14 protein-coding genes and 1 tRNA gene are annotated in these 15893 nt (G+C 33.1%); 11 read left to right on the top strand and 4 right to left on the bottom strand.

The features are described 5' to 3' along the window. The first annotated feature begins 74 nt into the window (after positions 1-74). The 8 genes from RCH19_RS01040 (at position 75) to RCH19_RS01005 (ending at position 8938) form a co-directional block, all read left to right on the top strand. Positions 75-1364 carry an FtsW/RodA/SpoVE family cell cycle protein gene (locus RCH19_RS01040; protein WP_343021678.1) on the top strand — a complete coding sequence of 430 codons (1290 nt, stop codon included), beginning with the start codon at positions 75-77 and terminating at the stop codon, positions 1362-1364. A gap of 26 nt (positions 1365-1390) precedes the next feature. Continuing rightward, complete coding sequence (murG, locus tag RCH19_RS01035) at positions 1391-2482, top strand: undecaprenyldiphospho-muramoylpentapeptide beta-N-acetylglucosaminyltransferase (RefSeq protein ID WP_343021677.1); 1092 nt, start codon at positions 1391-1393, stop codon at positions 2480-2482. A gap of 87 nt (positions 2483-2569) precedes the next feature. Further along, positions 2570-3919 carry a UDP-N-acetylmuramate--L-alanine ligase gene (murC, locus tag RCH19_RS01030; protein WP_343021676.1) on the top strand — a complete coding sequence of 450 codons (1350 nt, stop codon included), beginning with the start codon at positions 2570-2572 and terminating at the stop codon, positions 3917-3919. Further along, positions 3906-4628, top strand: a complete 723-nt coding sequence (locus RCH19_RS01025) for a cell division protein FtsQ (protein WP_343021675.1) — start codon at positions 3906-3908, stop codon at positions 4626-4628. Before murC ends, RCH19_RS01025 begins: the two co-directional genes overlap by 14 nt. 6 nt (positions 4629-4634) lie before the next feature. After that, positions 4635-6017 carry a cell division protein FtsA gene (ftsA, locus tag RCH19_RS01020; protein ID WP_343021674.1) on the top strand — a complete coding sequence of 461 codons (1383 nt, stop codon included), beginning with the start codon at positions 4635-4637 and terminating at the stop codon, positions 6015-6017. A gap of 59 nt (positions 6018-6076) precedes the next feature. After that, complete coding sequence (gene ftsZ, locus RCH19_RS01015; protein ID WP_343021673.1) at positions 6077-8029, top strand: cell division protein FtsZ; 1953 nt, start codon at positions 6077-6079, stop codon at positions 8027-8029. A gap of 315 nt (positions 8030-8344) precedes the next feature. Further along, on the top strand, positions 8345-8794 hold the full coding sequence (locus RCH19_RS01010) for a GatB/YqeY domain-containing protein (protein WP_343021672.1): 450 nt from the start codon (positions 8345-8347) through the stop codon (positions 8792-8794). A 67-nt stretch (positions 8795-8861) separates the two neighbouring features. After that, positions 8862-8938: transfer RNA gene (locus RCH19_RS01005), tRNA-Arg, on the top strand. A gap of 325 nt (positions 8939-9263) precedes the next feature. Here RCH19_RS01005 and rpmA read toward each other — a convergent pair. Both rpmA and rplU read right to left on the bottom strand, forming a co-directional pair. Further along, positions 9264-9530: a 50S ribosomal protein L27 gene (rpmA, locus tag RCH19_RS01000; RefSeq protein ID WP_121924086.1), complete on the bottom strand. Its 267-nt coding sequence runs from the start codon at positions 9528-9530 to the stop codon at positions 9264-9266. 30 nt (positions 9531-9560) lie between these two features. Continuing rightward, positions 9561-10196: a 50S ribosomal protein L21 gene (gene rplU / locus RCH19_RS00995; protein ID WP_343021671.1), complete on the bottom strand. Its 636-nt coding sequence runs from the start codon at positions 10194-10196 to the stop codon at positions 9561-9563. A gap of 231 nt (positions 10197-10427) precedes the next feature. Here rplU and RCH19_RS00990 point away from each other — a divergent pair, with 231 nt between their 5' ends. Both RCH19_RS00990 and RCH19_RS00985 read left to right on the top strand, forming a co-directional pair. After that, entirely contained in the window at positions 10428-11753 is a 1326-nt protein-coding gene (locus RCH19_RS00990) for a pitrilysin family protein (RefSeq protein WP_343021670.1), read from the top strand. Positions 11754-11764: 11 nt separating this feature from the next. Beyond that, entirely contained in the window at positions 11765-13813 is a 2049-nt protein-coding gene (locus RCH19_RS00985) for a pitrilysin family protein (RefSeq protein WP_343021669.1), read from the top strand. Between the two features lie 85 nt (positions 13814-13898). Here RCH19_RS00985 and RCH19_RS00980 read toward each other — a convergent pair whose 3' ends face one another. Further along, positions 13899-14765: a DMT family transporter gene (locus RCH19_RS00980; RefSeq protein ID WP_343021668.1), complete on the bottom strand. Its 867-nt coding sequence runs from the start codon at positions 14763-14765 to the stop codon at positions 13899-13901. Between the two features lie 107 nt (positions 14766-14872). Here RCH19_RS00980 and RCH19_RS00975 point away from each other — a divergent pair, with 107 nt between their 5' ends. Next, a complete protein-coding gene (locus RCH19_RS00975) occupies positions 14873-15259 on the top strand; it encodes a heavy metal-associated domain-containing protein (RefSeq protein WP_343021667.1) in 387 nt (128 codons plus the stop codon). Between the two features lie 61 nt (positions 15260-15320). Here the strand turns inward: RCH19_RS00975 and gldD are convergent, their stop codons facing one another. Further along, positions 15321-15884, bottom strand: coding sequence for a gliding motility lipoprotein GldD (gene gldD / locus RCH19_RS00970; RefSeq protein ID WP_343021666.1), 564 nt, complete (start codon positions 15882-15884; stop codon positions 15321-15323). Positions 15885-15893 lie beyond the last annotated feature (9 nt).

Raw genomic sequence — 15893 nt, 5'->3', positions numbered from 1 at the left:
TGATTTTAATCTCGAGATATTAAAGTGAATTAGCTTTAAATTTTTCGATGATAAAACGTTAAACAAACAGCATTATGAAACAATTGATAGGTAATTTAAAAGGAGATAAAGGAATATGGTCATTCGTGGCTTTATTAGCCTTGTTTTCGTTTATGCCTGTTTTTAGTGCAAGTAGTAATTTAGCGTATATCGGCCATGGTACAGGAAATACTCTAGGATATCTCTTAAAACATTTAGGTCATATTCTATTTGGTTTTTTGATTATCTTTTTAGTTCATAATGTCCCTTATCTCTATTTTAGATCTATATCGAAATGGTTGTTACCATTGGTGTGGGCAGTCTTAGCTTTGGCAATGATTAAAGGAACGATTGTAGGTGGAGCAAATGCTAGTAGATGGATTCAAATACCTTTTGTGGGAATCTCATTTCAACCTTCGACATTTGCAGCACTAGTTTTGTTCGTTTTTGTGGCTCGTTATTTATCAAAGACAAGAGAACATCCAATTGATTTTGTCGAGTCTTTAAAAGAACTTTGGTTACCTGTTTTTATCACATTAATTCTGATCCTTCCTTCCAATTTTTCTACAACAGCATTGATTTTTTCGATGATTGTAATGTTAACATTTATTGGAAAATATCCAGTAAAATACATAGGAATTATTGTTGGTTCAGGCATACTATTTCTAATGTTCTTTATTTTAGTTTCTAAGGCGTTTCCAGATGCAAAGATGTTTAGTAGAGTTCGTACATGGGAAAGTAGAATTGAAAATTTCAGTACTGATAAACCAGATGAGGACGATTACCAAATTGAGAAAGCAAAAATAGCAATTGCGTCAGGAATGATTTACGGATTAGGTCCAGGAAAGAGTATTCAAAAAAACTTTTTACCACAATCCTCTTCCGATTTTATATTCGCAATTATTATTGAAGAATACGGATTAATAGGTGGTTTAGGAGTCTTATCACTGTATTTATTATTGCTTTTCCGTTTTGTTATTGCTTCTCACAAAGCAAATACACTCTTTGGAAAACTGGTGGTCATTGGATTGGGTTTCCCCATGATTTTTCAAGCCATGATTAACATGGCAGTTGCAGTAGAATTGTTACCGGTAACAGGTCAGACTTTACCATTAATTAGTAGCGGAGGAACATCGATTTGGATGACGTGTATCGCTCTAGGAATCATTATTGGTGTTACTAAAAAAGAAGAGGAAATCACTCAGGAATTGAAAAATGCTGCTAAAAGAGAAGAAGCGCTTCAAAAGCTAATCGATAGAGAATTAGAAGATGAAGATAATGTTGAAGAAGGATATTCAATAGAAGATAAAGCTTCAAATTCTATGAATGCTGTTCTAAACAAATAATAAAAGTTTTAAAATAAAATTAGAAAATGAAACCATACAAATTCATATTAAGCGGCGGCGGAACTGGAGGACATATCTATCCAGCGATTGCTATTGCTAATGAATTAAAGTCTCGTTTTCCAGATGCAGAATTCCTTTTTGTTGGTGCAGAAGATAAAATGGAAATGCAAAAAGTACCGCAGTCCGGATATAAAATTATTGGACTTTGGATTGCAGGAATACAAAGAAGAATGACATTTGATAATGCTTTGTTTCCAATAAAATTACTAAGCAGCTTATTAAAAGCCAGAAAAATTATAAGAGAATTCAAACCGGATGTAGTTATTGGTACAGGAGGTTTTGCTAGTGGACCGCTATTACAAATTGCAGGTTTTGCGGGTATTCCAACTGTTATACAGGAGCAAAATTCATATCCTGGAATTACTAATAAGTTATTGAGTAAAAAGGCTAGCAAAATTTGTGTGGCCTACGAAAATTTAGAAAGGTTTTTTCCAAAAGAGAAAATGATTTTAACTGGTAATCCGGTGCGTCAAGATGTACTAGATATTGATTCTAAAAGAAGTGAAGCGATTTCCTATTTTAATCTAGATGACAATAAAAAAACATTATTGATTTTAGGTGGTAGTTTAGGATCAAGAAGAATCAATCAATTAATTGAAAAAGAGTTGGATTTTTTATTAGCGTTGGGTGTTCAAATATTCTGGCAGTGTGGAAATTTTTATATGGCTGAATATAAAAATTTTTCAGAGCGAGAAGATGTACAAGTAGTTTCATTTATTGATCGTATGGACTTGATTTACGCAGCTGCTGACTTTGTGATTTCTCGTGCAGGAGCATCATCGGTTTCAGAATTATGTTTAGTTGGAAAGCCAACTATTTTCATACCGTCTCCAAATGTTGCTGAAGATCACCAAACGAAAAATGGAAAAGCAATTGTAGATAAAAAAGGTGCTTTACTTATTAAAGAAAGCGAATTAGAGGAAAAATTTGAATCTGTTTTTAATAAGTTGTTATATGATGAAAACTTACAGCGTAATTTAAGTTTAAACATGAAAAAATTGGCTAAGCCAAATGCAACAAAAGACATTGTTGAAGAGATAATAAAATTAATAAAATAGTAATAGTGGTAACAAAATTCGATTTCGAAAAGAACTATAATTTTTGAAATTAGAATACGTAAGTGCTATCAGAAATTCAAACTAAGAATGAACTTAAGTCAAATAAATAACGTCTATTTTATAGGTATCGGAGGAATCGGTATGAGCAACCTTGCGCGCTATTTTAAAAATTTAGGAAAGCAAGTTTGTGGGTACGACAAAACTCCATCTGTTTTGACAAGTGAATTGATTGAAAGTGGAATTTCTATTCATTTTGAAGATGCTATTGATTTAATACCAAAGGATTTTTATACAGAGAATACATTAGTAATAATTACTCCTGCAGTTCCAAGCACGCATTCGCAATGGAATTTTTTCTTAGAAAGAGATTATGTTATTAAAAAGAGAGCAGAAGTACTAGGATTAATAACTAAGGATACGTTTTGTTTTGCTGTTGCAGGAACGCATGGTAAAACTACAACATCAGGGATTTTAGGACATATTTTAAATGAAAGTGGTGCTGATGTAACTGCTTTTATTGGAGGAATAGTAGAGAATTATAACTCAAATTTAATAGGGAGCGGTAAGACAATTACCGTTGTAGAGGCAGATGAATTTGATCGTTCTTTCCTTCACTTATATCCTAATATTGCTTGCATCACCTCTATGGATGCTGATCATCTAGATATCTATGGAACGAGTGAAGCAATCGAGAAATCATTTTTAGAATTTGCTGATAAAATTATTGATAAGCGCAATTTGTTTATTACAAAAGAGTTAGCAATTGAAGGAGTTGTTTGCGCAGTAAATGAGGATGCAATTTATAAAGCATTCAATGTAAGAGTAGGAAATGGTAGTTATATTTTTGATGTGCAAACTCCAAAATTAGTTCTTAAAGATTTACATTTTGGTTTACCAGGAAGACATAATTTAATGAATGCTTTAATGGCTATTGCAATGGCTGACTTATTCGGCACCCCAAACGATGCTATTGCAAAAGCTATCGCATCATTCAAAGGAATAAAACGAAGATTTTCGTACCAAATTAAAACAAACGACAAGGTTTATATTGATGACTACGCACATCATCCTACAGAGATTAACGCAGTGCATCAAGCAGTCACTGAATTATACCCTGGAGAAAAGGTTTTAGCGATTTTTCAACCGCATTTATTTAGTAGAACTAGAGATTTTGCAGAAGATTTTGCTGCTAGCTTATCACAATTTGACGAAGTGATTTTACTTGATATATATCCTGCTCGTGAGCAACCTATGGAAGGAATAACGTCCCAATGGTTGATGGATAAAATGACTAATAATTGTAAAAAATTAGTTTTAAAAAATGATTTGGTTGCAGCGATTTTACAAAGTGATGCAAAGGTTGTTGTTACAATAGGCGCTGGAGATATTGGAGAGTTAGTACCAACTATTAAAAAAGCGATAAATGAAAATCTTTAATCTCACAAATATTCGATTAGTACTGATGTTTGTATTAGTGATTTTTCTATTTTCTTTTACATCAAAGCGAAATGGTAATAGAAAATTAACTAAAACCAACGTTGTATTTGTAGGAGATAACGCTCCTTTTGTACGACAAGAAACGGTTAATAAATTGTTAATAGATTATAATAGAGAGGCCTCTAGCATTCAAAAACTTAATTTAGATTTGAATAAGTTGGAAAAAAGGCTCAATGCACAAGAGATGATTGAAAAATCAGACGTTTTTGTGAGCATTGATGGCGTGTTGAAAGCAGTGGTTAAACAAAAGACTCCTATTGCTAGAATATTTGATAATGGAAGTTCCTTCTATATTGATTACGAAGGAAATAGAATGCCTTTGTCAAGTAATTTTACGGCTAGAGTTCCGCTTGTTTCAGGAGGTGTAAATAAGGATAATAACGAAGATTTATCTGCATTATTTCGTACAATTCATGATGATTCATTTTTGAAAAAAAATATCATTGGAATTGAAATTATGACTGATGGTAGCTTAAAAATGCTCAATAGAAATTTTGATTATCAAATAGATTTTGGTAAATTGAATGATGTGGAGCGTAAGTTTCAAAATTATAAAGCTTTTTTTCAAAAAGCAGTTTTAGATAGTTCGTTGTATAAATATAAAAAAATCGACCTCCGTTTTACGGAACAAGTAGTTTGCACTAAATAATAGATAATGGAAAAAGATAATATTGCAGTAGGTCTAGATATAGGGACAACTAAAATAGTTGCCATGATAGGCAAGAAGAATGAGTATGGCAAACTTGAAATTTTAGGAATTGGAAAATCCAAAAGTTTAGGAGTGTCTCGTGGCGTAGTGAATAATATCACTAAAACCATATTGTCGATACAACAAGCAGTTCAAGAAGCAGAAAATAATTCCGGTTATAAAATTAAAGATGTTGTTGTTGGAATAGCAGGACAACACATTCGCAGTATTCAACATACAGATTATATCAGTAGACATAATCCAGAAGAAGTAATAGGTGGAAATGACATCCAGCTATTGATTGACCAAGTCAATAAGTTAGCAATGTTACCTGGTGAGGAAATAATCCACGTTTTGCCACAAGAATTTAAAATCGATGGGCAATCTGAAATTAAAGAACCGATAGGAATGTATGGCGGAAGACTAGAAGCTAGTTTTCACGTTGTAGTAGGTCAAGCAGCGTCGATTCGCAATGTAGGTAGGTGTATCCAAAGTTCAGGAATTGAATTATCAGGATTAACATTAGAGCCATTATCATCTGCAGATGCAGTTCTAAGTCAAGAAGAAAAAGAGGCAGGAGTTGCTTTAATAGATATAGGTGGTGGAACTACTGATTTAGCAATTTTCAAAGATGGTATTATTCGTCACACGGCAGTAATCCCTTTTGGAGGAAATGTGATTACAGATGATATTAAAGAAGGTTGTTCTATAATCGAAAAACAAGCTGAATTATTAAAAGTAAAATTTGGTTCAGCATGGCCAGGAGAGAATAGAGATAATGAAATAGTTTCTATTCCGGGATTAAGAGGAAGAGAGCCTAAAGAGATTTCTTTAAAGAATCTTTCAAAAATAATTCACGCTAGAGTAGTAGAGATTGTGGACTTGGTTTTTACAGAAGTAAAAGCATACGGTCATGAAGATCCACGTAAAAAATTAATAGCTGGAATTGTGCTTACCGGCGGTGGAGCAGAATTGAAGCACATCAAGCAGTTAGTAGAATATATTACTGGAATGGATACAAGAATTGGTTATCCAAACGAACATTTAGCTGGAAATTCAGACGAAGAAATTTCTAGTCCTTTATATGCTACAGTTGTTGGTTTAGTAATGAAGAGTATAGAGAATAAATCTCAAAGCGCCGTGAGAATGGATCTTGTTGAGAAACCGAAAGCTCCTGTTTACAGAGCGCCAATAGCTCAAGAAACTGCTCAAGAAGTATTTGAGGAAGTGCAAGCAAATAATGATAAAAGCGCGCATGATAAACAAGATTCGACAGTGAATAGAATACAAAGAAATTTCTTTGATCGTTATGTGGACAAGATTAAAGATTTCTTAGATAATGCAGAATAAAAGGCTAGGCCTAAAAAATATAAGAATTAATAATATAACAATTTCAAAAACCAAATAAAATGATGAGCGACTCAGAATTTGGAAGTATTTCATTTGATTTACCAAAGAATCAATCAAATGTGATAAAAGTTATAGGAGTAGGTGGGGGCGGAAGTAACGCCATTAATCACATGTTCAAGCAAGGGATCAAAGGCGTAGATTTTATCGTATGTAATACGGATTCTCAAGCTTTACAGAGTAGTTCTGTTCCTAATAAAATTCAGTTAGGAGTTAATCTTACAGAAGGATTAGGTGCTGGAGCAAACCCTGATGTAGGACAGCAGTCAGCTATTGAAAGTATTGCTGATATTGAGAAAATGTTAGATCGCAATACAAAGATGGTTTTTATCACTGCAGGAATGGGTGGTGGAACTGGAACTGGTGCTGCACCAGTAATTGCACAATTAGCTAAAGAAAGAGATATTCTTACTGTAGGAATTGTAACATTACCTTTCTTATTTGAAGGTAAAGTTCGTCAAGAGCAAGCGCAAATTGGTATTGAAAAATTGCGTAAGCAAGTCGATTCCTTAATCGTTATCAATAATAACAAGTTAAGAGAAGTATACGGAAATCTTGGTTTCAAAGCTGGATTTTCAAAAGCAGATGAAGTTTTGGCAACAGCCTCAAGAGGAATTGCTGAAGTAATTACGCATCACTATACTCAAAACATCGATTTAAGAGATGCTAAAACAGTATTGTTTAATAGTGGAACTGCTATAATGGGTTCTTCTATCTCTTCTGGCGAGAATAGAGCTAAGGAAGCTATTGTTGCAGCTTTAGATTCTCCATTGTTAAATGACAACAAGATTACAGGTGCTAAAAACGTATTGTTGCTTATCGTTTCTGGAACAAATGAAATTACAATCGACGAGATTGGAGAAATCAATGATCATATCCAAGTTGAAGCAGGTCACAACGCAAACATCATTATGGGTGTTGGTGAGGATGAATCACTTGGAGATTCTATTGCAGTAACTATTATTGCAACAGGATTTGATATTGAGCAACAAAATGAAATCGTAAATACAGAGCCAAAAAAAATAATTCATACGCTTGAAGACGAACAAAGAAGTTTTCATAATTTAAGTAGTAAGCCAGTTACGGCTTTTGATTTGAATACTGAATCGCAAGTTTCTAATTCAAATGAAAGAGTAGTTTTTGATTTATTAGAAGATACAGTAGTAACTCCTGAACCAGTTGTCGTTCCTGAATTAGTAGTTGCAGCGCCAGTAAAACATAATGATGAATTGATGGTTATTTCAGAGTATGTTAAAAACTTAGATGTAACTTTCGAAATAGTTTCTCCTATAAGTGATGTTGATTTTACGATCACTTCAGCTGCAGTTGAAACAGTAATCGCTCAACCAAAAGCAATAGAGAAACAAGAGCAAACAGCTTTTTCTTTTGACTTACCGCTTTTTAAAGCAGAGCCAGTAGAGCAAGTTCAAGATAAGAAAGTTGTTTTTGAATTAGCAAATGAAGTGCGTGATATCAAAGTTAATGACGCTATACAGTTTGTTCCTGTTACGGAATTAAGTGATAACGGAATTATTAAATATTCTCTTGAGGAGTTTATGGAACAAGAGCCAGAATTTATGGCTAAACCAGTTGCTAAAGTTCCTGAAGTTGTTATTCCAGCAGAACTTAATATTACAATGAAGCAGGTTGAAAAATCAGCAGATTTACATAATGATTTTGAGCCAATTTCTCCAATGGAAATGACTATTGAAGAGTCAGTGAGAATGAGAGCGGATGAAAGAAGAAAGAAGTTAAAAGAATTCAATTATAAGTTTCATAATAATGTTTCTAAAATTGATGAATATGAAAAAGAGCCAGCTTATAAAAGATTAGGTATCGACATTTCAAATAATCATTCTAATAACACTAATTCAAGAATATCTGTTGGAACAGACAGTAATAATGATTTACAGCTACGTTCAAACAATTCGTATTTACATGATAATGTAGATTAAGTAAATCAAATTAAAGATGAGATAGCCCGAAAATCAAATTGAATTTTCGGGTTATTTTTTTAGTTATGTAGCAGGAGCCGATTTATTGTTATTTCAGTTAATTTTTTTAAATTTGCTGAGCCTTAATCCAGCTATCATTTCAAGCTTTTTATCAAAACAACTTTTTTCTAAAAATTTAAAAGAGCTTCTAAAGTCGCTTTTTAAATTCAAGAAAAAAACGTTGGTTTTTCTTAAAAAGGCTTTTCACTTTTATCTGGGGCAGGAATCAAAATCAAAAAACAGTAGTCATTTTAGCTACTATTAAATAAGAACATTATGAGTTTATCATTACTAATCATGGACGATTTAAAAACAGCCATGAGAGCAAAAGATACAGTAGCACTAGAAGCGCTAAGAGCGATCAAATCTGAAATATTATTAGCGCAAACAGCATCAGGTTCAAAAGAAGAAATTTCAGCTGATGATGAAGTTAAGTTATTGCAGAGATTGGTAAAAACACGCAAGGAAAGCGCAAGAATCTTTACAGAACAAAATCGTATGGATTTGGCTGAACCAGAACTAGCTCAAATTGCGGTGATCGAAAAATTCTTACCAGCGCAATTAACTGAAACTGAAGTTGAAGCAATCATTGCTGAGATCATCGCAGAAACTGGAGCCTCAGGAATAGCATCAATGGGTAAAGTGATGGGATTAGCAGCTGCAAAATTAGGTGGTACTGCAGAAGGAAAAACTATTTCTACTATTGTCAAAAAATTATTGGTTTAAATGATAGTGTTGATAAATAATTTTAAATTATAAATCTAAAATTGTTAATTATCTATCTAAATCAAACGGCTGCGTAGTTCAACTGGATAGAATATCAGATTTCGACTCTGAGGGTTGCAGGTTCGAACCCTGTCGCGGCCACCACTTCTCAATAAGTTTAATCAAAACACTGTAAATTTAATGTTTACAGTTTTTTTTTTTGGATTTATGTATCAAAATGCACAATTATTATCCTTCTTAAGGTGTCCAATTCGGCAGCATTTTTCTAGTTTTTTATGGATGAGTTAGAATTCTTATTCAAACTTGGTTTATAAACATTTTGCATTTTTTTTACAATTACGTTTGTCACGCTGGAAGCGTCTCACTTATATGTGTATTCCAATATTCAAGATAGACGTTTCGCTCAAATAACTCCAAAAAAAAGCCTTTAGATTTCTCTAAAGGCTTTTCTAATTCGAAAACAATTTAATTATGCTTCAACTTCAAATGGAAGTATAGATACATAAGATTTGTTATCTCTTTTCTTTTGGAACATAACAACTCCATCTACTCTTGCGTGTAGCGTGTGATCTTTACTGATGTAAACATTTTCACCTGGATTGTGTTTTGAACCTCTTTGTCTTACGATGATGTTCCCAGCAATAGCAGCTTGACCACCAAAAATCTTAACGCCTAAACGTTTTGATTCTGATTCTCTACCATTCTTCGAACTACCGACACCTTTCTTGTGAGCCATGACGTATTAGTTTATTTTGTTAGTAATTAATTAAACAGCTTTACCACCGTTTAATTCATCTTGTAATTTTTTTAATTCATCCATTTTACCATCTGCAGCTAATTGTGCTTGTTGAGCCCAAGTAGTAGGATCTAAATGAGACAAAGTTGAGCTAGCAGTAGTTAAAATTTCTTTAACTGAATCAGCAGACGCTTTAGCTAATTTAGCAAAAGTGTCAACTCCTGCAGCAACTAATGCTTCAGCAGCTTTTGGTCCAATTCCTTCAATAAGTTTTAAATCATCTGCTTTCTTAGATGCTTTTGGAGCTTTTGCTTCTGTAACTTTTTCAGCTTTTGGAGCCGCTTTTTTTGCACCTACACCAGTAATTCCTTCGATTACAATTTGAGTAAGATATTGTCTATGACCGTTTCTCTTTTTGTATCCTTTTCTTCTTTTCTTTTTGAAAACGATAACTTTATCTCCTTTTAAGTGTTGTAACACTTTAGCTTCTACTGAAGCACCTTCTATAGCTGGGGCGCCTAAAGTGATTGTTCCATTATCATCTAATAAAAGAACTTTGTCAAATGAAACACTTGAACCTTCTTCATTAGTCAAACGGTGAACATAAACCTTTAAGTCTTTGCTTACTTTGAACTGTTGCCCTGCTATCTCTACGATTGCATACATACTGATTGGTTTTAATAATTTTTAAGGTTGCAAATATACAAATATATTTTTAACTCGCAATCTGTGTCGTAAAAAATATCACTACTTAATAGGAGATCACTTTTTCTTGTTCGAAAATACTATTTTAAAATATAAATCAACAATTGTTAAAGTCTATTTTTTCCTATTTAAAATGTAACATTTACGAGGGAAACACTACTTACTATTCATATTAACAAAATTATTAACCCTATGAAAAAATCATTAATGGCTTTAAGCGCTTTGTTTATGCTAGGAGGAGTGGCATCTGCTCAAAAAGTAGCATTTGAAGAATACACATTAGACAATGGCTTACATGTAATTTTACACAATGATCCATCGGCTCCCACTGTAATCACATCTGTAATGTACCATGTAGGTGCTAAAGACGAAAATCCAGAGAGAACCGGTTTTGCACATTTTTTTGAACATTTATTATTTGAAGGTACTGAGAATATTAAACGTGGTGAATGGTTTAAAATTGTAACTAGTAACGGTGGTGTTAACAATGCAAACACGACTGATGATAGAACGTATTACTACGAAGTTTTCCCATCGAACAACCTTGAACTAGGTCTTTGGATGGAAGCTGAAAGAATGTTGCATCCTATTATTAACCAAATAGGTGTAGACACGCAAAATGAAGTTGTTAAGGAAGAGAAAAGACTCCGTGTTGACAATCAGCCTTACGGAAACTTTCTTGCAGAAGTAAAAAAGAATATATTTAAGAAACACCCTTATCGTTGGGCAACTATTGGATCAATGGATCATTTAGATGCGGCTACTTTAGAAGAGTTCCAAGCTTTCAACAAGAAATTTTATGTTCCAAACAATGCTGTGCTAGTTGTGGCAGGTGATTTCAAAAAGGATCAAGCTAAAGAATGGATTCAAAAATATTTTGGACCTATTAATAAAGGAGCAGAAGTTAAAAGAGAAACTTTTGTTGAAGATCCTATCACGCAAACTATCAAAGCTAAATTTGAGGATTCAAACATTCAAATTCCTGCAATAGTTGCTGCTTATAGAACGCCTTCAATGAAAACGAGAGACGCAAGAGTATTAGATATGATTTCGTCAATTCTGACTGATGGCAAAAGCTCTAGATTATACAAGAAAATTGTAGACGAAAAGAAAATGGCATTACAAATAGGTGCTTTTAGTAATAGTCAAGAGGATTACGGAAGTTACATTATTTACGGATTGCCTCAAGCGCCAAATACTCCTCAAGACATCCTTACTGCAATCGATGCTGAAATTGTAGCGCTTCAAACAGAATTAATTTCTGAAAAAGATTTACAAAAACTACAAAACAAATTCGAAAATCAATATGTGGATAGTAATTCAACTATTGATGGTATTGCAGATAATCTTGCTTCCTTTTATTTATTATATGGTGACGTAAACTTAATCAACACTGAGATTGATATCTATAATTCAATCACTCGTGAAGAGATTAGAGACGTTGCTAAAAAATATTTAAATCCAAATCAAAGATTAGTCTTGGATTACGTTCCATCTAAAGAGAAAGCTCAAAACTAAGATATATCATTATGAAAAAATCAATATTAATTTTATCAAGCTTGTTCTTGACTATAATTATGCAAGGACAAATCATCCCTCAACCTAAACCAGGTGTAGCACCTACTGTAAAAATTGGAAAACCTCAAACCTTTGAGCTTAAAAATGGCTTGAAAGTTATGGTTGTTGAAAACCACAAGTTGCCTCGTGTAGCATTCAGTCTTACTTTGGACAACGATCCATATACTGAAGCTGATAAAAAAGGAGTTTCTGATATGACAAGTACTTTGATGGGAAGTGGTACTACTAAAATTTCTAAAAATGCTTTTAATGAAGAAGTAGATTTTCTAGGAGCTAATGTTAGATTTAGTTCGAACGGAGCTGCAGCAAGTACTTTGTCTAAATATTCAAGTAGAATATTAGAACTTATGGCTGACGGAGCACTTAATCCTAATTTTACTCAAGAAGAATTTGATAAGGAAAAAACTAAACTTATCGAAGGCTTAAAAGCGAATGAAAAAAGTGTTTCAGCTGTTGCTAGAAGAGTGGAAAGTGTTTTAGCTTACGGTAAAGATCATCCTGCGGGAGAATTTGTAAGTGAAGCGACTTTGAAAAACGTAACATTAGAAGATGTTAAGGCAAATTACAATACTTATTTTGTACCAAGTAATGCGTACTTGATTATTGTAGGTGACGTAAAATTGAAGGAAACTAAAAAAATGGTTGAGAAGTTTTTTGGCTCATGGAAAAAAGCGACTGCCCCTTCTGTCAAATTTAATGATCCAAAAGATGTTGCAAACACGCAAATCAATTTTATCGATATGCCAAATGCAGTTCAGTCTGAAGTTTCAGTTATAAATATGTCTAATCTAAAAATGACCGATCCTGATTATTTTGCAGTATTAATTGCTAATCAAATTTTAGGTGGTGATTTTAATAGTTATATCAATATGAATTTGAGAGAAGCTCATGGTTGGACTTATGGTGCTAGAACTGCTATTAGCGGAGATAAGCGCATCGGTACATTTAATGCATCTACTCAAGTAAGAAACTCTGTAACAGATAGCACTGTTGTGGAAATCATGAGAGAATATAAAAAGATCAGAACTGAAAAAGTGAGTGAAGATATGTTAGCAAGCGTAAAAGCAGGTTACATTGGTCGATTTGTAATGCAAATTGAAAAGCCACAAACAGTTGCTGGTTATGCTTTAAGAATTCAGTCACAAGGTTTGCCTGCTGATTTCTATGAGAACTATATTAAAAATGTAAGTGCTGTAACGGCTGATGATGTTTTGAGAGTAGCTAATAAATATTTTAAAATTGACAACAGTAGAATTGTAATCGTAGGTAAAGCTTCAGATGTAGCTCCTGGATTAGAAAAATTAAATATGCCTGTTTTCTACTTTGATAAGTACGGAAATCCAACAGCAAAACCGGAACTCAAAAAACCAGTACCAGCAGGAGTAACGGCAAAAAGTGTCATTGATGCGTACATAAAAGCCATAGGAGGAGAAAAAGCAGCTTCAGCAGTGAAAACAATTGTGATGAATGGAACTACTACAATTCCTCAAGCACCATCTCCATTAACTTTTACGTCAAAAATTGATGTTAAAGGAAAGCTTATGGTTGAACTAGCTATGGGGACAATGAGTTTGATGAAGCAAGTTTTGAACGAAAAAGGAGCTTACATAATGCAACAAGGACAACGCCAAAATGTTGAAGGCGAAATGCTTTCTGAAATGAGAGCATCTGCAGTTCCTTTTGAGGAGTTATCTCTTTTTAAAAAATCTGGATTGATTTTAGAAAACATTGAGTCAGTTAATGGAAAAGATGCATATGCAGTTAAAAACGGTAAAACGACTTTATTTTACGACGTAACTTCAGGATTGAAAATTGCTGAATCTAAAGTAATGGAGCAAGGTGGAAAAACGATGACGCAAACTACTTCTTATGGTGATTACAAAGAAGTGAAAGGTGTTAAAGTGCCATTTAATGTTATACACAATGCAGGATTTGAACTAGATGTAAAAATGTCAGAAGTAAAAATCAATGAAGGTGTAACAGATGCTGATTTTAAATAATAGTTACTGATAAGTAATCAAGGCTGTCTTTAAATAGACAGCCTTTTTTTTACCATATTTCGAAAAGTTAAAACTACTAAAAATTTTATCTTTTAGCAGATAAATAAACACCGATTAAAATTATAAAGGCACCGAAAAACTGAATAGGAGTGAGCATTTCATTGTCGAATAATCCCCATCCAAAAGCAACGACCGGAATTAAGTACGTTACCGAAGTGGCGAAAACGGGAGAAGATATTTGAATTAATTTGAAAAATAAAATATTAGCAATACCAGTTCCTACTACTCCGAGAATCATTATAAACAAAACCGACTGCTGCACATTTGCTTCTTGGATCACTTCAAAAAATCCAGAAAAAAATAATATCATAAATGCAGGTATAAATAGAATTGTAAAATTACCTGTGGTTATGCTAAGAGGCGTTAAATCATGTAAATATTTTTTTATCAAGTTGACGTTTACTGCGTAACATATTGATGCGATCAAAACTAAAATAGCGTAGTAATAATTTTGTTCGGGATGATTAGCAGCACCGTTTAAAACTAATAATGCACTTCCCGCTAAACCAATTAGAATACCAAATACCTGATTTCTCTTAAATTGTAATCCAAAAACTAATGCTCCTAAAATCAAAGTATTTAGCGGCGTGAGTGAATTTAAAATGGAACTAACAGAGCTGTCGATTTCAGTTTGCGCAATGGCAAATAGATAAGCAGGAAAAAAGGTTCCAAACATAGATGTCAACGCAATGTATTTCCACTTTTTAGCTGGAATTTTAGCTAAACTTTTATGTCCAATTAGTAATAAAAAAACAGATGCAAAAATAATTCTTAATGACCCTAATTGAAAGGCAGTTAATCCGATAAGTCCTTTTTTTATAAGTATAAAAGAACTTCCCCAAACTAAGGCAAGAGCTAATAAATAGAACCATTTAATCTGCGTGCTTTTCATAGAAATAATTTTGGTTCAAAATTGTAAATATTTTATGAATTAGTCCCTCTTTTTTTGATTAATTTTGCACTATAAAATTTTGCTACTAATCTTTAAATTATAATATAATGAATTTCAAAAAATCAATACTGACTTTAGCGGTTGCAAGTATATTATTTGTAGGTTGTAAAGAGAAATCTAACGAAACAGATTTGAAGGAAACAGCTGTAAATACTGAAGTTGTTGCTCCAAAAGTTAAAAAAGAGATTGCTGCGGCAAATCTACAAACAACAAGTTTTTCTATTGATGGAATGACTTGCGCTATAGGTTGTGCTAAAACTATCCAAGAGGATTTAACGGCACTAGATGGCGTTCAAGATGCTAAAGTTGATTTTGATACAAAATTAGCTACGGTGACTTTCGATAAAACAGTTCAGAACCAGGAAAAATTGACTAAGGTAGTGGAATCAGCTGCTGACGGTAAATCGTACACTGTATCTAATGTGAAGTCGTAAGAATTACTTTTAAATTATAATAAAAGCATTCGTAAGTTTCGAATGCTTTTATTATGTCTTTTTATTTCCATTTTAAAGTTTCCATTAAACGTTGCATGTCGTTTTTTATATAACTTGCGGCGGGCATAATGGAATCGTAATTCGGTTTTGCATAAAAATAAACAGATGCAGTTACAAAATTTTTAGTACTGTCTGTTGCGTAAAATTGAGCATTAGTTGCTGCATTTCCTTCCACTTGATAGAACATACCGTATACTTTTTTATTAGGATTTAAGTAAGGTTGTTCAAGTATATCATCAGCTTTTATTACATGTCCGTACGTTAACTTTTGTGCGTCCTTTAATAATTTTTCTATATTGTTAGTCACGGGTTTGTACGTTAAATAAATAGTGGCCTTCATTTTAGGATAAGTAATCGCGAAGTCACACTCTTTTTCCTTTTTAATTATCGCATCTGAATTTATTTCGAAAGAATACGCGCACTCGTTTTCAAAATTCACATATTTAGCCTCAGGATAATCTAATCTTAAATAGCTAGATGGCTTTGGTAACGCATCGTCCTTGCAGCTAATAGTTAGTAATGAAAGGAAGAGTAATAGTAAAAAAGCGATTTTCTTTTTTGTCATTATAAATTT

The organism is Flavobacterium sp. PL12, from assembly GCF_039123485.1.
Classification (GTDB): Bacteria; Bacteroidota; Bacteroidia; order Flavobacteriales; family Flavobacteriaceae; genus Flavobacterium; species Flavobacterium weaverense.
This window is presented reverse-complemented; position numbering and strand designations above follow the sequence as displayed.